This window comes from Amycolatopsis sp. cmx-11-51 (assembly GCF_047608665.1).
Taxonomy (GTDB): domain Bacteria; phylum Actinomycetota; class Actinomycetes; order Mycobacteriales; family Pseudonocardiaceae; genus Amycolatopsis.
Genome location: NZ_JADNQO010000002.1, coordinates 902192 through 922976, shown reverse-complemented (window position 1 = coordinate 922976; position 20785 = coordinate 902192). Strand labels below are relative to the sequence as shown.

Genomic DNA, 20785 nt, shown 5'->3' with positions numbered 1-20785 from the left:
GCTCCTATCCGAGGCCGGCCGGGCCGGCGGTACTACGGGGTCTTCTGGTCTGGGTGCGGCCGCGGCGGGCGGCGACGCGCTCGGCGGCGCGGGCCAGCTCCGGGCCGGCGGCGCCGCCGGAGTGCAAGTGCGCGGCGAGGGCGCGGACGGTGGGATGGCTGAGCAGGTCGACCATCGGGATCCGGCGGCCGAGCCGGGCGGTGACCTGGGCGTGCACCCGGGCCAGCGCGAGCGAATGCCCGCCGACGTCGAAGAAGTTGTCGGTGTGCCCGACTTCGGCGACGCCGAGGATGTCGCACCAGGCACGGGCGATCACGGCCTCGGTCGCGGCGAGCGCCACCGGGTCCGCGGCCGCCGACGGCGGCCGTGCCGGGGCGCGGTTCGTCGCGTCCGGCGCGGCGGTGCGGACACCCGCCCGCGGCAGCTGCGGCACGCTCGTCCCGACCGGCGCGTCCGGCGCCGCGGCCAGCGCGTCGAGCAGGGCGACGTAGTCCTCGGCGAGCCCTGCCATCCGGACGTGGTCGAACAGGTCCGGGTTGTACAGCAGTTCGACGCCGTCGTCGTGGACGTACACCGTGAGGTCGAACGGCGACCCAGGTTTGTCCACCGGCAGCCACGCCGACCGTATGCCGGGCAGGTCGAGCCGCGGCTCGGTGAAGTTCAGGACGTTGAACATCACCTGCACGAGCGGGGCATGCGCGGGATCACGGGGCACGCCGAGCGCCTCGACGAGCCGCTCGACCGGCGCGGCCGGGTGCGCGGTCGCGGCGAGGAGTTCCGCGCCGCCGTCGCGGACGTGCGTGGCGAAGTCCGCGGCGTCGTCGGCCCGCAGCCGCACCGGCACGATGTCCACGAAGAACCCCGCGACCTCCTGGAACTCGGCGAGCTGCCGGTCCGCCACGACCGTGGCGACCAGGTGGTCGGCCGCGCCGGTGAGCCGCCGCAGCAGCAGGCCGAACGCGGCGAGCAGCACCCCGGCGCGCGTCGTGCCGGTGCGGGCGGCCAGCGCCCGGACCGACTCGGCGACGCCGTCCGGAAAGGACTGACGCAGGCTCGCGCCCCGGTAGGTCTGCACGGCCGGGCGCGGCCGGTCCCGCGGAAGGTCCATTGTGGCCGGTGCACCGGCGAGATGTCCGGTCCACCAGGCGACGTCCACCGCCTCCCGGCGTTCGTCGCGTCCGGCCCGCCACACCGCGTAGTCCGCATAGGACGCCACCGGCGGCGGCAGCGGCTCACCCCGGTAGGCCGCCGACAGGTCGGCGCAGAGCAGGTCCTGCGACCAGCCGTCGAACACCGCGTGATGCAGCGTGAAGCCGAGCACGTGCTCCGTCTCGCCGAGCCGGTAGAGCCGCACGCGCCAGGGAGCATCGCGGTCGAGGTGCACCGGCGTCGCGGCGTCGGCGGCCAGCCGGGCCCGCAGGCCGTCCTCGGTCACCGGCGCCACCGGCAGCGGAACGTCCGCCGTCGGCAGGCGATCCGCCAGCGGCACGCCGTCGACGGCCCGGATCCGCCAGCGGAGCACGTCGTGCCGCTCGGCGACCGCGCGCAACGCGTGGCGCAGCGCGTCGACGTCCAGCGCGCCGGTCAGCCGGAACGCCATCGCGATGTTGTACGGCGCGGCGTCCGGGGCGAGCTGGTCGAGGAACCACAGCCGCCGCTGCGGCGGGGACAGCGCGGGCGCGTGCCCGGTGGTCAGCCCCGGTCCGGTCAGCGGCGACGCGTCAGCGACCCGCCGGGTGAGCCCGTCGAGAGTGCCGCCGGCGAAGACGTCCTCCGTGGCGACGTCCGCGGCCAGCTCCGCCCGCAGCGCCGCGACCAGGCGCATCGCGGCGATCGAGTTCCCGCCCGAGGCCAGGAAGTCCGTCCCCGCGCCGGCGCCGAGCACCCGCCGCCAGATGGCGGCGACCGCGCGTTCGGCCGGGGTGCCGAGCGGGCCGAGGTCCTCCCGTTGTCCCGCCAGCGCCGCTTCGGCCAGGTCGCGCAGCGCGGGCCGGTCGATCTTGCCGGTGACCGGGTTGACCGGCAGGCGGTCGAGCACCCGGACCGCGGCCGGGCGCATCGCCGCGGTGAGCCGGTCCCGGCCGAGTGCGTCCACATCGGACGGTGCGGACGCCGGTGCCAGAAAGGCCACCAGCCGGGTGCCGCCCGGCCCGGGGACGGCCGCCACGGCGGCGGCGTCGACGTCCGGGTGAGCCGTGAGCGCGGCCTCCACCTCGCCCAGCTCGATCCGCTGGCCGCGGACCTTCACCTGCCGGTCGGCGCGGCCGGCGAACTCGAGACGGCCGTCGGGCAGCTCGCGGGCCAGGTCGCCGGTGCGGTAGAGCCGTTCCCCCGGCGTGCTCGGGTCGTCGACGAACTTCGCGGCGGTCAGCTCCGGGCTGCCGAGGTAGCCAAGCGCGAGGCCCGGACCGCCGATGAGCAGCTCGCCGAGCTCGCCGGGCGCGACCGGCCGCAGCTCGGCGTCCACGACGTACGCCCGGTGGTTCGGCGTCGGGCGGCCGAGCGGGAGTGGGTCGGCAGGGATGCCGGTGACCTCGTCGGTGACGACCGCCACGGTGGTCTCGGTCGGGCCGTAGGCGTTGAAGAACCGACGGCCCGGCAGCCAGCGCGCGGCGAGATCCGCGGGCACCGGCTCGCCACCGCAGGCGATGACGCGCCAGCCGGGAACGGTCGCGGGGTCCATCATGGACAGCAGCGTCGGCGTGACGAAGCCCCACTCGACGTCGTGCTCGACGAGGAACCGCCGCAGCCGTTCGGGATCGGCCCGGTCGGCGGCACCGGCGAGCTGGACCGATCCGCCGTGCGCCAGCGTGACGAACACGTCCATGGTGAAGGCGTCGAAGGCGGGCGAGGAGATGCCGAGCGTCCGGGTGCCGGGCCGGATTCCGACGGCGGCGGCGAACCCGGTGACGAACGCGACCACGTTGCGGTGACTGGTCAGCACGCCCTTGGGGCGGCCGGTGGAGCCGGAGGTGTAGAGGAGGTGGACGAGGTCGTCCGGCCCGGCGGGGCACACGGCGGGCCCGTCCGCGGGCGGGGGCACGTCGAGGGCATCGATCCCTTCCGTGGCACCGAATTCGGCTCGCGCGCAGTCACCGACGACGAGGGAGATCCCGGCGTCCGCGGCGATTTCGGCCAGCCGCGCCTTCGGGCCGCCGGGTTCGAGCGGCACGTAGGCGGCCCCGGACAGCAGCACGCCCACGACGGTCGAGATCAGCTCCGGCCGCCGGTCGGCGCAGACGCCGACGCGGGCGCCGGGCCCGGCGCCCCGTGCCCGCAGCAGCCGGGCGACGCCGGTCGCCGACGCGACCAGTTCACGGTAGGTGAGCCGGGCGTCGCGCTGCCGGACGGCGACGGCGTCCGGGGTGCGCGCGGCCTGGGCGAGGATCAGCCCGGTGAGCGTGGTGTCCGGATAGGACAGTGGCTGGCCATGGCCGCCCGCGACGGGCAAGGTGTCGGTCACCGAGGGCTCCCCTGGTCGGATGTGTGGTGAGGCGGAGGGTCGATCCAGTGCCGCTCCCGCTGGAACGGATAACCCGGCAACGGGACGCGACCCGGTTCACCGCCCGCGAACCGCGCGGCCCACTCGACCTCGCCGCCCCCGGTCCAGTGGACAGCCAGGTCCCGCACCGCCCCGGCCGCGCCCTCGACGTCGGTTCCGTTAGCCAGCAGCGCATCGAGCGCAGCGACCGCCGACGCGACCGAGTCCGCCACTACGGCGGCCCGGCACGCGAACGCCCGCCGCACCGAAAGCGTGTACGCCACGTCCCCGAGGTCCGGCGCGTCCGTGGCGAGCCGCTCGCGCAGCCGGGACACCGCCTCGCGCAACGCCTTCGCGTCACGCGCGGACACCGGCAGCACGAACGGCCCGCTCGCCGTCCGCCGTGGTGGGACGGCCGGGGCCGCCGCCACGATCACGTGCACGTTCGTGCCGCCCATGCCGAACGAGCTGACCCCTGCCACCCGCCGCGCGCGGGCGGGCCAGTCGGCGGCCTTCGCGGGGACGTACCAGGGGCCGCCGGCCAGGTCGACCTCCGGGTGCGGGGCCGTGAAGTGCAGGCTCGGCGGGATGACGCCGTGGCGCACGGACAACACGGCCTTGATCAGCCCGGCGACGCCCGCCGCCGCGTCGAGGTGCCCGATGTTCGTCTTCACCGAGCCCAGCGCGCACGTTTCCGGCGGCGCGTCCCGGTAGACGCGGTTGAGCGCGGCCACCTCGATCGCGTCGCCGAGCGGGGTGCCGCTGCCGTGGGCTTCGAGCAGCGCGACCTCGTCCGGGGCGACCTCCGCGACGGCCAGTGCCTCGGCCACCGCGGCCGCCTGCCCGGCCGGTCCCGGCACGGCGTAGCCCGCGCGGTCCGGGCCGTCGTTCGTGATCGCCCAGCCGGGCAGCACGGCGTAGACGTGGTCGCGGTCGGCGAGTGCGTCCGCCAGCCGCCGCAGCACGACCACCCCGGCGCCCGAGCTGAACCCGGCGCCCGCCGCGGCGACGTCGAACGCGCGGCACCGGCCGTCCGGCGAGACGAGCCCGCCGCCGCGGTACCGCGGCCACGTCACGTTCGCCCCACCGGCCAGCGCGACGTCGCACCGGTAGTCCGCCAGGCTCTGCGCGGCCAGCGCCACCGCCGCGAGCGAGCTGGAGCACGCGCTCTGCACGGCCACCGCCGGCCCGGTCAGCCCGAGCCGGTAGGCGGCCTGGCCTGGCAGGTGGTCGGTGAGCTGGCGGCCGGTCAGCCGCCCCTCCCAGTCGTCCGGGTCGACGTCGCCGGTCACCGCCGGGTTGCCGAACAGGTGAAACAGGAAGTAGCGGTTCACCGAGGCGGCCGTGAACACCCCGACCGGCCCGGCCTCTTCGGCGGGATCGCGCCCCGCGTCCTCAAGGGCCTGCCACGCCGTTTCGAGGAACAGCCGGTGCTGTGGATCGGTCCGCGCGGCCTCGTCGGCGGTGAACCCGAAGAACCCGGCGTCGAACTCCTCGACACCCTCGATCCGGCCACCCGCCCGCACGTACGCCGGGTCGGCACGCAGGCCCGGCCCGACGCCCAGCGCCGCCAGCTCGTCTTCGGCGTAGTCGTGGATCGAGTCGACGCCCGCGCAGAGGTTCCACCAGAACGAGGCGGCGTCCGGCGCGCCAGGGTACCGGCAGGCCAGCCCGACGACGGCGATGAGATCCCCGGCCGGTTCCTCCGCGGTTGCCGTCGGCGGAGTGTCCGAAGTGGACTCCGTGAGCCAGGCTGCCTGCCCGGCGATCGTCGTGCGCTCGAACAGGGCGAGCAGCGGGACGTCCACCTCGAACTCGTCGGCCAGCCGTACCTGCACCTGGCCGAGCCGCAGCGAATCGCCGCCGGCGTCGAAGAACGCCTCGGTGCGCCCGACCAGGTCACGGCCCAGCACCGCGCACCAGATCCGGTGCACCCGTTCCTCGGCCGGGGTCAGCAGCTCCGCTGGGATGGTCGTGGCCGCCCGCGGGTCCGGCAGCGCCCGTTCGTCGAGTTTTCCGGTGACGGTCAGCGGAAAACCGTCCAGCACCGCGACGGCAACGGGTACCGAGTAGCCGGGCAGGACGTCCGCCAGCGCGGCCCGCAGCACCCGGCCGTCCGGACGCGGACCGGCCGCGGTCACGTAGGCGAGCAGGTCGCCGTCGCGCACGATCGCGCGGGCTTCGGCCACACCGGGCTGTTCGGCGAGCCGGGCCTCGATCTCGGTCAGCTCCACCCGGAAGCCGCGGACCTTGACCTGCCGGTCGAGCCTGCCGAGGCAGACGAGGTTCCCGTCCGGCAGCAGCCGGCCGAGGTCGCCGGTCCGGTAGCGACGGCCGCCGTCGGCTGTCACCCCGAACGCCGCGCTCGGCTGGTCGAGGTAGCCGTCGACGAGGTGCCGCCCGCGCACTTCGAGTTCGCCGCTGTCCAGCACGGTGAGGGTGAACCCGGGCAGCGCGCGCCCGATCGGCAGTGGCCCGTCGACGTGTGGGTCCAGCTCGGCGGCGGTCGTCCGGTACTGCGCGGCGAAAGTCACCTCGGTGGCGCCGTAGCCGTTGACGAACACGCACTCCGGCGCGAACCGGCCGCGGCGGACGTCGGCGTGGGTCGCCTGCTCACCGCCGAGCAGCACGGTCCGCACGAACGGGAGGCCGGTCTCGCCGAGGACGTCGAGCAGGTGCCGGTAGACCGTTGGCGTCGAGTGGTAGACGGTCACCTCGTGCCTGGCCAGCTCGCGCGCGGCGTGGGCGATGCCGTGCGCGCGCAGGTCGACCGGCACGAGCGCGGCGCCGCTGAGCAGGGCCGGGTAGAGGTCCGGGATCGCCGCGTCGAAGCCGAACGACGCGAGCAGGCTGAGCCGGTCGGCCGCGGTGATGCCGAGCGCGGCGATCTGGTTGTCGACGATGTGCAGGAGGTTGCGGTGGGTCTGCGCGACGGCCTTCGGCCGGCCGGTGGACCCGGAGGTGAACAGCACATACGCCGGGCTGTCCGGATCGGATTCGGGCACCGGGAGCGGCGCGGTCTCCGTGCCCGAGCGCACCAACCGCGCGGATCCGGTGCGACACAAGGACTCCGCCAGCTCGGTGTACTCCGGATCCGCGAGCACGGCGGTCACCCGCGCGGCCGCGAGCTGGTACTCGAGACGCTCCCGTGGGAAGGTCGGGTCCAGCGGGACGTAGGTGCAGCCCGCGGCGAGGGTGCCGAGGATCGCCGCGATCGCGGCGCTGCCGTGCCCGGTGACGAGCCCGACCCGCTCCCCCGGCCGGACCCCGGCGTCGCGCAACCGCAGCGCGTGGCCGCCCGCGAGCCCGGCCAGCAGCGCGTAGGTGAGCCCGGCGCCGTGCTCGAAGACCGCGATCCGGTCGGGCAATTGCCGGGCGTACACGTCGAATCGGCTGACACAGCCGGCTTGTGTCATCGGGCGTCGAGCAGTCGCTCCGAGGTTTTTCGGGCGCGCGACAACAACGGCGTGGACTTCATCTTGCTCCCCAGTGACCATTCAGGTGAAGAATTACGCAAGGTTAAGACCACCGGCCGCGCCGAGGAATACGAGTTCCGTCGATTTAGTCCGAATGGCCTACAATCTTGGACCACATGTTGCAGCTATCCACATCTTCCAGCCCAATCGGCGATCCGGACGGCATTTCGTGCCCGACTTTTCAACCACCATCGACACTCGTTTGACTACCTTTAGTGAGGCGTCGGATATTAACCGACACCCTGTCGCGGAATGCGTTTACAACAACCGGCAGGCGGAATTCGCCGCAATCGATTCAGAAATACGAGTCCCGATCGCGGCATCCGAAATACTTACGCCCGTCGTAAAGTTACGCTCGACCGAGACAGAAGGGTCACTTGACCGTCAACGCCGCGCCCGTGTCTCTGAACTTCGAAGCCGCGCCTCGGTGCCGCGCAGAAGTCGGGGTGGAATGCACGTGCGCCGAGCACCTCGCTCTGGCCGTACAGTGCGGCCGACATCCGCCACCCCGGCAGCAATGCCGCCAGGAGGGCGAAGTCGAGCAGGGCGCCGCCCACCACGAGCAACCCCGTCAGCACGCGACCTTCAGCCTGCAACACACTCACGACTGAAAGTATTCGTCCACGTCACCCTTCCGTGTCGGAACTTCACCCGGCGCGAGGCTTTCGACCCGAGCCGACCACCTGGATGGGGAAATTCGAGGCAGCCTGCGACGCCGGTCAAGCCCAGGTGATCACGGACCGCCCGTCTACCACAGAAACCAAGCAGGTGAGTGGCCGTGATCGATCATCGCGCGGGAGCCGGTTTCATCGGGTGACAGCACCTGCAGAAGCGCGGGTCCGGGGTTATGGTGATTTGATTGTCGGTTGAACCAACGAGCCGGCGTTTCCGCGCACGTCGAGACGCTGGGTGTTGCGAATGGACTACAAGCCTTGGGGCTCGGGCCTGCTGCCCGAGGACGTACAGGTGTCATGTTCGCCCGGAGATCCGACGATCATCGCGCTGGGCGGTGAATTGGACACACATACGGTGGTCGCCCTGGAGTGGGTCGTGACGGCGATACTCGCCCGCCACCCTCGACCGCGGGTGATCGTGATGGATCTGGACGAAGTCGGCTTCTTGAGCGTGGCCGGAGTGCGAGCGCTACACGCCGCTACCGATCGCGCCGCCGCTCACCTGGTCACTTTTCGCGTCGCCCTGGGACGGCGCGCCATTGTGCGGCGTGCGCTGGCCGTGACCGGCGCGGAGGCCCTCCTGGACATCTACCCCGACCGGTACGCCGCTCTGGACACCGGTCTGCGTCGCGTGTTCGACGACCTCGTCCGTGATCTGTAGCCGATCGCGGACGGCCTCCCCGAGTTCGGGTTTCGCACTCCAATCACCGGGTAGCCAGGCAGAGAGAATCAAAAGAACCGGAGGAGGTCATATGCACCGCGAAAACGATCTACTCTCGCCCCACGAGGACAAGGACACGACGGCCGGATTTCAAGACATGGTGAAAGCCGATGGCCCGACCCGTGCCAAGCAGGGACGGGGCCTGGAGGGGCCCGCCGACGACGGACCGGGTGCGTCACCCGTGGATGAGGAGTGATCATGACCGCAGGAACGGAAGACCTCGAGCGCGGTGCCACGGAACTCCCGGATGCGCCACACGATCGCATTATGCCCGCCAATGAGATACGACTGGCCGCGGAACGTGCGGGCAGGGAGTGGGAACAGCCGGAAACCGATTGAGACCCAGGTGGCTTCGACAACCGTCGCGATCAGCGGTTATCGGGCAGAGGGCGGGGTAATCGCCGAGTATGAGCGATCCCACCTCCCACGGTCTCCTCGCTACTCGCCTTGTCGAGGCCACTAAAGCCGGCGCGCACGAGTATGTCGCCGAAGTCCTGTCGAAGCTTGCCTCGTCGGTCTCGGTCGAACTTCCGGCGATGGTCGCACGGGAACTGATCGACTCATGCGCGAGCGTCATTTCACGCCACCGCGTGTGCACCGATGACAGAACTCTCCACAGCTTCATCGTGGAGAACGATTGTGCCGAGTCGGTAGACGTGGACACCTTGCCACCTGGACCGCGTGCCGCACTGCGCGCATTGGTCGCGACGCTCAACGGCGACGAAAGCGCACGTGATATCCAAGTGGGCTTTGCCACCCGCGGCACTCCGAAGGAGGTCGTCACCGTGCTCATCCACTGTCTCATATGGACATTGGAGCTGGAGGACTTCTCCCCGGCTCAGGCCCCGCAGTTGAGCTGCTACTCCGATGGGCTCCGAGACTAGAACAGCTCAGGGACGCCACACCTCGCGCCACGAAGTTTTTCGCTTCGGCGAATCTTGCCAACCGGGTTGCCAGTTCCCGGTCCCGCGCCACGATCTGCCGTCCTGGGCCGGCTCGCCGGGCACGACGGCCCGCGTCCGGGAAGGAGGCCTCGCGCAGAGCTACGTCGAACCCGGTCGCCTGCCACCCCCGAGCGGACCGTTCTTCCCACCATCTTCGACGCCGCCGCGCAACCGGCCGCCGCGGATTCCTGGTAATGGTCGGCGAAGCGCCCGCGCCCCCCTATCGGACATCGCGTCGTTGACTCGAAGGCCGTGTCCACATTGGATGGCCCGGCACTCGCACCGACTCCTGCTCGAGCCGTACGGGCGCCGGGCCCCGAAATCACCCGCCATCCGTCGAGCCGGTCGGCGCAGTCGCCGGCTTCTCCTCGGCAGCACCTTCGGGATTGGCCTCGCCGTCGAAGCGATTGCACAATTCATCGACCGAGTGGGCGATTTGGGCGAGTTCGGCCAGCACGGCCCGATGGACCGTTCGGATGGCGCCGGCTTCCTCTTCCGCGCGAGAGAGGATGAGCTGTGCTTCGCGACGCGCGGCGCGTTCAATCTCCTCGCGGGCACACTCCGCGGCGGCGGCCGTTTTCTGGGCGGTCGTCAGCAGGGTTTCGCTTTCCTTGCGGGCCTGTTCTTTGATTTCCACGGCCTCGGTTTTGGCGACCGCGAGAATCTTCTCGATCCGCTTCCCCAAGCCGCTGGCCTGGTCCGGTTCCGCGACTCGAGGCGCGGGAACCTGCGTTTTGGCGAGCCTGCGCTCTGCCATCCTCCGGGCCTTCTCCTGCCGTTCCACGCGCTTCTCTACCGTCCGCACGTATTCGTCGACCTGTCGGCGATCGTATCCACGCAGGACGAGCGGGAATCGGACGTCGGACTCCGTTGTTTCCTCGGCTTCGGACACCATGCTTTCCATGGACCCAGTGTCGGCTACGACAAGGAGACCGGCAAACCGAAACCAGATATCCGCGCCATCAAGAGCACCTTCGGGGAGTATTCCCAAGAGAGGAGAGGAACTGCGTCACGGCAAGCGTTGCTCGCACCGAGCGGCCGGGCCGGGGGCATACGCATTCACCCCGACGGCGGCGTTTGATCACCAGGTCGTTTCAAACGACTATTCCAGGTTGCTCCGCGAAAGCAGGATCGGGTTCATCAACAGAACACGAACAGGATGCCAGCGGCTTTCGCCTACTGGCATCCCTCTGCGCTCGAATTGCATCTTTTCAAGGCCCCACATCGGGTCCCTGGCCGTAGCGGGCCCCAGGGCGGTCCTCGCGCGACGACGGGCCCGTCAGGCATGCCAGGATCGCATTTCATCTTCGGTCAGGCGGCGTACGGTGGTGATCACACCGTTGTCGGCACTGACCGCCCATCGCCAGGACAAAGGGGTGACACGCACCGAAATCAGATGCTGTCGATTCTTGACCCACAGCCAGCCATGTTGACGTCGCGCCAGATAGAGCCGGGGTCGTGACTTCTGACCCGTTTCGATCAGAACACGCACTGAATCGGTCGGCTCGCAATCACCGGTGCACCACACCTCGGCAATGCGGTCACAAACACCACCGTTCGCCATACGGCATCCTTCCCTGCCAACTTGGATGAAGGGATGAGCGAGACACGGGAATGAACTTCTTCCACGTGGGTGCGGTCAAACCCGGTGGCCGGACACGGTCACCGGGTGCCGACGACTCGTGGCTGGTCGTGGGGCAGCTCGATATGTGCTTTCTGCCGATCAAGCTGTTCGGCGCCATTGGCCGCGTCGACACGTTCCGCGGCGGCGAAACTGTTTCCGTTCGCCACGACCGTGCCCGTCAAGTCGAGCAGCTGGCCGGGTTTGACATCCACGGGTGAAGCACCGGCGGGCAGCAGCTTCACCCACACCCGGTCGGTGGTGTTCTCGCCTGCCCAGAACCCTTCCGGACCCGGCACCGACTGGACCGGTACGGCGCTACCTGAAATGGGTTTACCGACGAACGAGGTGAGATCTCCTTGCGGGAGAGGGAATACGTCGCGACCGTCCACGGTGAGCTGACCGGCTTTTCCGGAAGCGGCGGTGGTGGATTCCGCCGGTGCGGACTGAGAACCGGCAGGGGGTACGGCACCGTTCGCGTTCTGGTCGTTGTTCGCCGTTTGGTTGCTCCTACATTGGGTCAGGCCCAGGATGAGAGCCGCGACGATGATCAGGGCCAGCAGCAGCAACCAGATCCAGCCGCGGCTTTTCCCTGATCGAGTGCCGGTCGCCTCGGTCGCGCCTCCGGTTCGGAGTTTCCCTGACCCCCGTGTCGCCCCAGGCCGTCCACGCGAACCGGCTTCGGATGCCGAGTGTTGTTCTCCTGGTCGTGTCACGAGAGCCTGCTTTCTTCGGAATCGAACGTAAACCGGTATACCCGGCGAGGTGTCGCGACCCCACGGATTCCTGTCCGTCGTACCCGAGAGAGCGAACGCGCCTTTGACGGAGCCCTGGAGACAGGCCCTGACGGCATCACGAACAGGTGAGAATGGCCGTCGAAGTGGTTCCTACCCCGGAGACGTCACGGCGCCCGCAGGCCCACCTCGACAGGGTAGGCATGCTCGGCGGGTGCGCGGGCGAGCGCGTTCTCGGGATCTCGCACCATGGCCAGGCAGCCTCGGTCGACGATCGAGCGCAACCCGAGGGCCGACGGTTACCGCGCCGGAGCGGTGCCCGTTCTCGGGCGGCAGATGACGATCGGGCGGCGAGACATGCCGAGGACCTGCTAGTGGAACTCGGGCAGGACGTGTTCCCGCCAGCCTCGAAAGAATCCCACATGGTCGGAACCGATCTGCTGGACGTAGATCTCATCCACTCCTGCGTCGACGAACTGGCGCACCCGCTCGGCGTGTGCCTTCGGATCGTCACCGCACACGATCGCCTCGCCCACGTCCTTCTTGGGCACGAAAGCCGTGGCCGCCTCGAAGTCCTCAGGCCGCGGCAGCATTTGAGCCAGCTGGCCGCGCAAGGCATCGTTGGCCCACAGGCGGTGCGCCCGGTCCAGCGCCACTTCGGGGTCGGCGTCCCAGCTGACCTTCATGCCGGCTTGTACCGGTTTGTCACCTCCGCCGGCTTGGCGGAAGACCCGGACAAGGTCGGCGTCAGGCTTGACCGTGCAGTATCCATCGCCGATCCGCCCGGCGAGTTCGGTGGCTTGCGGGCCGAACCCGGACACGTAGATCGGCACCGGTTCGGCCGGCATCGTGTAGATACGTGCGTCCTGCACTTGATAATGCTTCCCATGGTGGCTTGTCGATTCACCACGCGCCCCTGCCGCGTGCAGCTTGCGAATGACGTCGACCGCCTCTTCCAGCATTTCCAGCCGCTGACCGGCCGAGGGCCACGCGTCGCCGAGGATGTGTTCGTTCAGCGCCTCCCCCGATCCCACACCCAACACGAACCGGCCGTCCAGCTGGACCGCCGCGGTCGCCGCAGCCTGCGCGAGCACGGCTGGGTGAATCCGAACGGTCGGGCACGTCACCGCCGTCGTGACCGGTAGCGAGACGGCCTCCGACAGGGCACCGAGTACCGACCACACGAACGGGCTCTGGCCCTGAGCGTCGTTCCAAGGATGAAAGTGATCCGAGATCCACAGCCGCTCGAACCCCGCACGCTCGGCCGCACGGGCCTGGGCGACGAGCTCGTGGGGGCCATACTGCTCGCAGGAAAGAAAATAGCCAATGGACGTCATGGCCATCGGTTACCACCTCGACGTGGTCGAAACACCCGATCCCCCTATCGAAAGAATCCAGCCGACGTACCGCCTCCCCGTCAGCTCCTGGGAACTCAGGCCCGGTACGGCCCGTGGTCGCCGAGATCCGGGCTCACCTGGGGGTGCCGCCCCTCCTGGCCGGGGACCGGAGTGACGGTCGGCTCCCAGATCGCGCCGGACGGCACCGGCCTGGTCGGACCGTCCGATTCCACCCCGCCGGGAGGCACGGGCCGTTCGGTCTCGCGTTCGTGGAAGTGGGCTTCGACGACGTCGTCCTGCCGCTGGCGGGCGAGCACGGACAGGGTGAGCACGTGGGCCAACGCCATCAGCAGCAGGAAGACACCCAGCCTGCCCACCAGCGCGGCCGTCGAACCCGACCACTGCGGGCCGACGACCGAGAGTAAGGCCAGCACACCGATGGAGACCAGGTGAAAGACGGTCACCACCATCCACGCCGACGACCCGTTCCCCTCGCCTCCGCCTCGCCCCCGCAGGTAGCGACGGGCACCGCGATAGAGGATCTGTCCGTCCGCGACGACGAAGATCAGGCCGATGATCAAGAATCCTGGCAGCTCGTTGTCGGGCATCTTCTTCTCCTCCGTTTACCGCCGGATACCCACTGACAGCGATTTCCCGAGCCTCCGGACATTTTGTACCGGATCGAGTTACGGGACATCGACGTTCAGATCGCTCCGGAAAAACGATGGTCACACACCGGGCGGATGGCGCCGCGGCTCGGCAGGCGGGTACGTGTTGACCGGCGGGGCGTCGGAGCCCGCGCCCGGATACCCCGTCATCGCACCGGCTTTCGGGCCACGACGGGCCAACCCGGCAAGACCGAGCAACCCGACCAGGCCGAGCAGTCCCCAAAGGCCGTTGTTCCCATCGCCGTCCACCCGATCGTCGCGGGAACTCCCGTTCCCATCCCGGTCGTCATCGACCTGTTGCGAAATCGGCGTTACGGGCGATGGCGCGGCCACCGCCGATACCGTACCCCCTCCGCTCAGCAGGAGGGCCACTGACGCAGCGCACGCACAGGTCGATATCCGTAAACCCCGCTTCATTTCAAACCTTCTTTCACTTTCGGGTAGGCAGAAGATCGCTCGATTGGGGCATACCCGCGTCGAGAGAACTCACACCTGCCGTCACTGGAACGTGTCATCATCCCGCGTCATCGAGGGCGTAGAACGGAGGAGTCGCGTGGACTTCGGACAACGGACCCACTCACGTCGGCGTCGTCACCGTGCACCGCATCGACGACCACCGCATCCGAGTCACCGCGTAGAGGGACATCGATCCAGAAAGCTTGCGGACAAGCTCGGGTGGCCGGATCTCCGATCTATCAGTCGATGAGGTTACGGCGCAAGCCCTGAACGACCGCATGAGCGCGGTCATTGGCTGACAGTTTCCGGAACAACCGTTGAGCATGCGTTTTGATCGTATCCTCCGACAGATGCAGATCACCGCCGATCTCACCGTTCGTCTTTCCACTGCTCATCCCCCGCAGGACTTCCAGCTCACGCCCGGACAAGCTGATGTCCTGCCCCTCCGCGGCTCGCGGAACGGGCACCAGCAGAGAGTTCGATGAGCCGCCCAAGGCCAGACCACCCACGGAACCGGGTTCGCAGGACAAGAACCCCTGTGCTCCCTCTTGGATCGCATTCGCGGCGAGTTCCGCCGACTCCGGTGGCCCGAACACCAAGATTTCCGCGTCGGCTCGCGATGTCATCAGCGCTCTGACCGTCTCCAACAGCAAATCCGACTGAAGACGGGTGCTCAGAAAGACCACATTCGCCGGCGAGGCATGAAAATGAGCCAACAACTCCGCACTGCTCGCGGACGGACCGACGCACCGCACTCCGGGTGCGCCGGCAAGCAGGCGAGCCATACGCTGACGGGGCTCACGCCGGGTTTCCAGAATCAGGACATCCACCACCACGTCCTCCAAAGGATTGAAGAGATGGCTACCGGACATCCGGCACTTCGATTCGAGATCCGGTATTCGATCACAGGCTACACATCCATTGAACCATGGTACGACATCAATGTCTGTTGATCTTCGAATCGGATTCTTGGCTCGGCCGCGTTCTCTGCTGATCCTGTTGAGTGAAAGCGCTGCTGGTGGAAGAAAGACCGATGGCCTCGTTCGGCTGTTTGTCGACCAGCCGCCCCGCGGACGTCATAGCCGCGGCAGGTCGACTCGAGTGGCGTCGAGGGCGGAGAAAAGGTCTCCAAGGGTATCGACCCGGCCGAGGACGTCATCGGCGGTGAAGGTCAGTTGCGCCGGCCGGTGGCAGGCTCGAACTTCGTCCCAGGCGATCGGAGCGGAGACGGTGGGGTGTTCACGGCCACGCAGGGAGTACGGGGCGACCGTGGTCTTCGCGGGGTTGTTCTGCGACCAGTCGATGAACACCCGCCCGATTCGCTGGGCCTTGGCCATCGACGCGGTCACCTTGTCAGGGGTTTCCCCGGCCAGTCGCTGCGCGAGCTTCTTGGCGTAGGCGGAAGGCGCGGCGGAGTCTTCGGTGGTGATGCCACAGCAGAGCTGCATTCCCTTGGACCCGGAAGTCTTCGCCAACGGCTCCAGGCCGTCCCCGGTCAGGACGTCGTACAGGCGCTCGGCGATCCGGCAACAGTCCACGATCGACGTGCCGGGGCCGGGGTCGAGATCGAACACCAGCCTGTCCGGCGGGCGGCGAGCACCACCCCCGTCGACAGTCCATTGTGGAACATGGAGTTCCAATGCCGCCATGTTCGCCGCCCATACCAGGGCGCCGAGCTCGTCGAGCAGGGCATAGGTGATCGCTTCATCCGAACCACGCGAGCGGGACAGCCGCACCGTGGACAGCCAGGCCGGGGCGCCGCGGGGGACGTTCTTCTCGAAGAATTGCTCGCCGCCGACACCGTCGGGGAAGCGGATGAAGGTGACCGGTCGTGCGGCCAGATGGGGCAGGAGGAACGGGGCGACGCGAGAGTAGTAGTTGATGACCTCACCCTTGGTGAAGCCGTCCGGGTAGAGCGGCTTGTTCAAGTTGGACAAGGTGAGCTGACGTTTTCCCGCCTGTACGGTGACTTTCGTTCCCAGGGAAATCCTGGACGAAGGCGGATCCTCCGTTTTCGGCACGACACGACGTGGCCCCGGGACGAGCACGTCACTCGGTTTCTTGTCTTCCCGAAGTCCCCGCCAAGCGGTGTGGCGGAGACGACCGGCGCCGCGCGTGAACTGCCGGAACTCGACCTCACCCACCAGCTCCGGTTCCACCCAGCGCGCCCGTGCGGAGTCCTCTCGTGGCGGGGTGACGGCGAAGGGATGACCGCGTCGTGCCAAGGCGTCGAGACGCGTTCGCAGACGAGAGCGTTCCGCTTCGCTGAATCCCGTCCCGACATCACCGAGGTAAACGAGATCACCGGTGCCGGGGTCGTGCGCACCGAGCAGGAGACTGCCCATCCGGCCCGCGATCCGGCCCTGCCCCGGCCGGTAGCCGCACACGATGACCTCGGTGGTCTGGGTCAGCGGGTGCTTGAGCCAAGCGTCGCTGCGACGTCCGGGACTGTAGACCGAAGTACGGTGTTTGGCGACGAGGCCTTCGTGCCCGCTGGCGACAACGTGCTCAAGCAAGTGTTCCGGAGTACGGCGGTCCGCGTCGAGCTCGGTGAAGGTGAACCGGCGGACCACCGACAGGCGGTACGGATCGGGCATCGGCAGCTGCGTGAGCCGCTCCCGTCTCTCTTCGTACGGTTCGCGCGAGAGCTTCCTCGAACCCAGCTGCAACAGGTCGAAGGCGAGGAACCGTACTGGGACGTCCTCGAAAGGTTCACCAGGGCGGCTCACGTTGTGGGTCTGGTAGCGGCCACGGCGTTCCTGCAAGGCCCCGAAGTCGATCTGCCCGGCTTCGTTGTAGACGACGATCTCGCCGTCCAGTACCGCGGGCCGCCCGTCGAGAGTCTCGGCGAGCACACCGGCGAGTTCGACGAACTCGGCGGTGAAATCGATACCGTTGCGACTGGTCAAGACCCCAGTGCCGGCCGGTGCGATCCGCAGGCACGCCCGGTAGCCATCGAGCTTGTACTCGTAAGCCCATTCAGGGCCTTCACGCAGCCGGCCACCATCCGGCTTGGCCAGCATCGGCTCCACCCACGGCGGAACCCTCGACCGACCACTGTCGTCCGCTGTCCGCGCCATCACCAGCTCCCGTCGCCGAGCCGCGTCGAGCGGTCCGGCCGCCCGCGGAAACGGTAACCCGAACGGCCTAGTGGCGCCGGGTACGCGCAGGTCGTAGCCGGTCAATCACTCGTGAGAACCAAAACCGGGTGAGGACGGACTCAGGTGGCGAGCTGCTCACGCAGCTTCTGAAGGGTCCTCGCGAGAAGCGATCTGCGATCGCGTCGAGCCTTCGAGGAACCGCACCGTGACGATGGCTCTCTCGCGCTTTGGCAGATTCCGCAGAAAGAGGACCCCACCCCGAGGGCGGGGCGGCAAACGACGACACCTGGACGGGGTGGGCTAAAGCTTCGGCAGCTCCTGTTCCACGCCGATCAGCGCCTTGAAGGGGTCGCCGCGCTCGGTCAGGCGGGCCCGTACATCCCGGATCGTCCATCGGTCCGGCGCGAGTGTGGGGTCGTCCAACTCGTCCCAGTCGAGCGGTATCGACACCGGTGCGCCCACTCGCGGACGCACGCTGTACGGCGCCACGAGGGTCTTGTTGAGCGCGTTCTGAGTGAAGTCCAGCCGGGCGCGGCCTTCGCGTTCGTCCTTCGCCCACGCCCAGCTGACCAGGTCGGGCAAGACCCGCCCGATCGTCTTGGACACGGTCTCCGCCCATTCGCGTGTCTGCGCGAAAGTCAGGTGTGGTGCGATCGGCACCCAGATCTGGATCCCGCGCTGTCCGGTCACCTTGGGCCTGCCGGTGACGCCGAGATGGTCGAGCGCGGTGCGGTGCAGCCGAGCGAGCTCCAGCACTTCCTCGAAGGACGTCGCCGGACCCGGGTCGATGTCGAACAGGACCCACGTCGGGTGGTCGACGTCGGTGGCCCGCGAGGTCCAGGCATGGAGCTCAAGCGCGCCATAGTTCGCCAGCCAGGCGAGCGACGCGACGCTGTCGGCCAGAACGTAGCGCCGGGTCTCCCCTCGCTTGGCACGTTCATTACGCCAGGTGTGCAACCACTCGGGAGCGTGAGCGGGAACCACCTTCTGCCAGAAGCCAGGTTCCGTGACTCCTTGCGGGAAGCGGTGGGTGTTGAGCGGGCGGTCCGACAAATACGGCAGCATGACCGGGCCGACGGAAACGTAGTACCGGATCAGGTCACGCTTCGTGATCGGATTGGCGCCGTCAGCCGCGGGAAAGAGCGCTTTGTCGAGATTCGTCAGCTTGAGGTCCCGTCCCGCGACCGACCACCTGCCGCCGGCACCGAGATCGTCGAGAGCCGCCAGCTCGCCCGCCGTGGCCGCCGGGAAAGCCCCGCCGACCTGGCTGTCCGCCTCCGGGGCCTGCCGGTCTCCGTGCCACAGCGCCTCGGGTGCGGCGGCGACCTCGTCGTTGGTGCGGCCGCTCTTGACCGAACGCGGATGGTCTTCGGCGTTCCAGCCTGGGTGTGCATGATCGTCCTGCTTGTGGAGGAGGAACCACTGCTCCTTGTCACCGCCGCGACGGGATCGCACCAGGACGAACCGGCCGGCCAGCTTCTCGCCCTCGAGGTCGAAATGGAGGGTTCCGTCCTCGATCGCGGCCGCTGGATCGGCGTCGACGGGACACCAAACGCCCCGATCCCACACGATGACGTCTCCGCCGCCATACTCGCCGCGCGGGATCACGCCCTCGAAATCCGCGTACTCGACAGGGTGGTCTTCGACATGCACGGCCAGGCGTCGCGCTTTCGGGTCCAGTGTCGGCCCCCGCGGCACCGCCCAGCTCACCAGGACACCATCGAGTTCCAGCCGGAAGTCGTAGTGCAGCCGACGTGCCCGGTGCCGCTGGACCACGAACCGGCGGCCGCCACGCCCTTGTCCAGCACCACCCGCGGGTTCCGCGGTACGCGCGAAATCACGCATCTCCTGGTATCGCCGCAGCTTGCGGGCCGGAACCTCCGTCATGGCCAGGGGATACCCCATCCGGCACCCGAATTCACCAGCGACCGGGCTCGGGCCGAGCAGACTCGTCGGTGGCCGAACCACGGATCTCGTCCGACGAGGCGAGACGGGAGCCGTGCCCGTCGGCTGGGCTCCAAAGCCCGGTCACGGTCACCGCTGCGACGCCGGCGCCTCCGCGCCGTATGGAGAAGAGTGAATCGCCCGGCTTCGCTATTGACCGCGTCCGGTTTGGTTCTGGAGCTGGTCGATCAGCTCTGACGCTTCGGCTTTGCTCAGTGTGTCCGGGACCGTCGTACCCGCCTCCTGGGCGAGGGTGCTCAGATACGAACGCTGAGGCCCGGTCATCGGTTCGTCACCGGTCGCCCACTCCTCACGGGGCTTCTCCGGACTCGGTGTGTCACTCGGCTGCGCGCTGTCGCTCATCTGATGTCCTTCGGGTGAGAAGACAAGGTCGTGCGAGTACTACCCAGCCGAGCGGGAAAACACACCTGCGGGAATGTCAGGCGTCTTGCCGCTTCCGGAGCGGGAGTCCACCACCGGTTTGTGATCCTGGTGTCCAGGATCAGCACCGCACGGTACGGCGGCAATTCGTCGATGTCCGTCACCGCGATCCTTGTCTGGGCTTGCCCAGCTCGGGCGATACCGGGCCGACGGGCTACCGGGGGGCTGCGGTGACCGACGGCGACGACGCCAGAGGGACCAGCAGGCGCGCCGCTCCGGTGCCGTCGGCGGGCACGGACCAGATGTCGCTTTCCTTACTGTTCTCACGCGGCAGGCTGTAGGCGATCGTGTCCTTGTCGAGCCAGACCACCTGGTCGTCCACACTGCGCGTCTCCGCGAGCGGGATCTCCCGCATCGTGGCCAGCTCCAGCACGTGCTCCCGCCAGGGCCGGACGTCGCCGTCCGCCACGCGCTTCTTGAACGCGAGTTTCGTGCCGTCCGGCGACAGCGACGGGCATTCCGCGTTCTCCCGCAGTGTGCTCGCCTTCCATGCCTCGTTGTCACCCCGCACCAGAAACGTCCGCCCGCCGGTGGCGACCGTGGCGAAGAACGTCCGCTCGTCGGCGGCGAAGGTGACACCCCAGTAGTTGACGTCCTCGCCGCGGTGGGACGCGTCCCCGATCCGCAGCGGGATGCCCTCGATGTTGCTCGACAGCTCGTTCCGCTCGCGGTCCATGATGGCCGTCCGAGTCGAGAACGTGCCGGGCTTCGAGTAGGAGTCACCGGTGACGAAGGTGGTCCAGCTGCCCATCCGGCCACCGGGCGAGAGCTTGGCGCGGTTGGGGATTCCGGGGACGTCGACCCGCTTGACCTCGCCGAGCGCGGCGTCGACGAACCGGGCGACCGCGCCGGGCATCGGCGTGGGTTCCTTCGCCAGGCACAGCCCGCCGTCCACCGCGGTGTAGAACCGCTCACAACCGAGTGAACTGATTCGTCGCGGACCCCCTGGTTCGGAGACGGGGACCGAGGCGACGTTGCCGTATCCCGGCCCCGGCGCACCGTTGCGGAACAGCAGCCTCCCCGGCTCTCCCAGCGAGACGGGTCGCGAGGAATCCACCGCGACCGCCGCGTCGGCCGTCTGCCGCTCGGGGCTGTTCGCCTTGGCCTGCACCACGTACACCACCGAGGCGGCGGCCAGTGCGGCGACACCCGCCACCGCCACGACGAACTTCACCGGAAGCTTCACC

At 68.8% G+C, this 20785-nt stretch carries 18 protein-coding genes; 4 read left to right on the top strand and 14 right to left on the bottom strand.

All coding sequences use genetic code 11. The features are described 5' to 3' along the window. Window positions 1-4: 4 nt before the first annotated feature. The 3 genes from ACM6LU_RS13295 to ACM6LU_RS13285 form a co-directional block, all read right to left on the bottom strand. Window positions 5-3463: an amino acid adenylation domain-containing protein gene (locus tag ACM6LU_RS13295; RefSeq protein ID WP_414937924.1), complete on the bottom strand. Its 3459-nt coding sequence runs from the start codon at window positions 3461-3463 to the stop codon at window positions 5-7. Then, window positions 3460-6897, bottom strand: a complete 3438-nt coding sequence (locus ACM6LU_RS13290; protein ID WP_414937923.1) for a beta-ketoacyl synthase N-terminal-like domain-containing protein — start codon at window positions 6895-6897, stop codon at window positions 3460-3462. Before ACM6LU_RS13290 ends, ACM6LU_RS13295 begins: the two co-directional genes overlap by 4 nt. 392 nt (window positions 6898-7289) lie before the next feature. Further along, the gene (locus ACM6LU_RS13285; RefSeq protein WP_414937922.1) at window positions 7290-7562 is read right to left on the bottom strand and encodes a hypothetical protein; all 273 of its coding nucleotides are present in this window, start codon (window positions 7560-7562) and stop codon (window positions 7290-7292) included. Window positions 7563-7875: 313 nt separating this feature from the next. Between ACM6LU_RS13285 and ACM6LU_RS13280 the strand changes: the two genes are divergently transcribed. The 3 genes from ACM6LU_RS13280 (at window position 7876) to ACM6LU_RS13270 (ending at window position 9236) form a co-directional block, all read left to right on the top strand. Further along, window positions 7876-8292 (top strand): STAS domain-containing protein, encoded by a 417-nt coding sequence (locus tag ACM6LU_RS13280; RefSeq protein ID WP_414937921.1) that lies wholly within the window; start codon window positions 7876-7878, stop codon window positions 8290-8292. Window positions 8293-8550: 258 nt separating this feature from the next. Next, window positions 8551-8691, top strand: coding sequence for a hypothetical protein (locus ACM6LU_RS13275; RefSeq protein WP_414937920.1), 141 nt, complete (start codon window positions 8551-8553; stop codon window positions 8689-8691). A gap of 68 nt (window positions 8692-8759) precedes the next feature. Further along, a complete protein-coding gene (locus tag ACM6LU_RS13270; protein ID WP_414937919.1) occupies window positions 8760-9236 on the top strand; it encodes a hypothetical protein in 477 nt (158 codons plus the stop codon). A gap of 382 nt (window positions 9237-9618) precedes the next feature. Here ACM6LU_RS13270 and ACM6LU_RS13265 read toward each other — a convergent pair whose 3' ends face one another. From ACM6LU_RS13265 to ACM6LU_RS13255, 3 genes are all read right to left on the bottom strand, one after another. Next, complete coding sequence (locus tag ACM6LU_RS13265; RefSeq protein ID WP_414937918.1) at window positions 9619-10200, bottom strand: DivIVA domain-containing protein; 582 nt, start codon at window positions 10198-10200, stop codon at window positions 9619-9621. Between the two features lie 375 nt (window positions 10201-10575). After that, window positions 10576-10860, bottom strand: coding sequence for a hypothetical protein (locus ACM6LU_RS13260; protein WP_414937917.1), 285 nt, complete (start codon window positions 10858-10860; stop codon window positions 10576-10578). A 98-nt stretch (window positions 10861-10958) separates the two neighbouring features. Further along, window positions 10959-11486, bottom strand: a complete 528-nt coding sequence (locus ACM6LU_RS13255; protein ID WP_414937916.1) for a hypothetical protein — start codon at window positions 11484-11486, stop codon at window positions 10959-10961. A gap of 414 nt (window positions 11487-11900) precedes the next feature. Here ACM6LU_RS13255 and ACM6LU_RS13250 point away from each other — a divergent pair, with 414 nt between their 5' ends. Then, on the top strand, window positions 11901-12026 hold the full coding sequence (locus ACM6LU_RS13250) for a hypothetical protein (RefSeq protein ID WP_414937915.1): 126 nt from the start codon (window positions 11901-11903) through the stop codon (window positions 12024-12026). Here the strand turns inward: ACM6LU_RS13250 and ACM6LU_RS13245 are convergent. The 8 genes from ACM6LU_RS13245 to ACM6LU_RS13210 all read right to left on the bottom strand — a co-directional run bounded on the left by ACM6LU_RS13245 (window position 12023) and on the right by ACM6LU_RS13210 (window position 20784). Further along, window positions 12023-12994 carry a TIGR03557 family F420-dependent LLM class oxidoreductase gene (locus ACM6LU_RS13245; protein ID WP_414937914.1) on the bottom strand — a complete coding sequence of 324 codons (972 nt, stop codon included), beginning with the start codon at window positions 12992-12994 and terminating at the stop codon, window positions 12023-12025. The genes ACM6LU_RS13250 and ACM6LU_RS13245 overlap by 4 nt on opposite strands. An 89-nt stretch (window positions 12995-13083) precedes the next feature. Further along, a complete protein-coding gene (locus tag ACM6LU_RS13240) occupies window positions 13084-13596 on the bottom strand; it encodes a hypothetical protein (RefSeq protein ID WP_414937913.1) in 513 nt (170 codons plus the stop codon). A 120-nt stretch (window positions 13597-13716) separates the two neighbouring features. Beyond that, the gene (locus tag ACM6LU_RS13235) at window positions 13717-14073 is read right to left on the bottom strand and encodes a WGxxGxxG family protein (RefSeq protein WP_414937912.1); all 357 of its coding nucleotides are present in this window, start codon (window positions 14071-14073) and stop codon (window positions 13717-13719) included. A gap of 278 nt (window positions 14074-14351) precedes the next feature. Then, on the bottom strand, window positions 14352-14984 hold the full coding sequence (locus ACM6LU_RS13230; RefSeq protein WP_414937911.1) for a LuxR C-terminal-related transcriptional regulator: 633 nt from the start codon (window positions 14982-14984) through the stop codon (window positions 14352-14354). Window positions 14985-15188: 204 nt separating this feature from the next. Next, complete coding sequence (gene ligD, locus ACM6LU_RS13225; protein WP_414937910.1) at window positions 15189-17192, bottom strand: DNA ligase D; 2004 nt, start codon at window positions 17190-17192, stop codon at window positions 15189-15191. Window positions 17193-17513: 321 nt separating this feature from the next. After that, complete coding sequence (gene ligD, locus ACM6LU_RS13220; RefSeq protein ID WP_414937909.1) at window positions 17514-19100, bottom strand: non-homologous end-joining DNA ligase; 1587 nt, start codon at window positions 19098-19100, stop codon at window positions 17514-17516. Between the two features lie 207 nt (window positions 19101-19307). Next, window positions 19308-19520, bottom strand: coding sequence for a DUF3072 domain-containing protein (locus ACM6LU_RS13215; RefSeq protein WP_414937908.1), 213 nt, complete (start codon window positions 19518-19520; stop codon window positions 19308-19310). A gap of 232 nt (window positions 19521-19752) precedes the next feature. Continuing rightward, window positions 19753-20784 (bottom strand): hypothetical protein, encoded by a 1032-nt coding sequence (locus tag ACM6LU_RS13210; protein ID WP_414937907.1) that lies wholly within the window; start codon window positions 20782-20784, stop codon window positions 19753-19755. Between the last annotated feature and the right edge of the window lies 1 nt (window position 20785).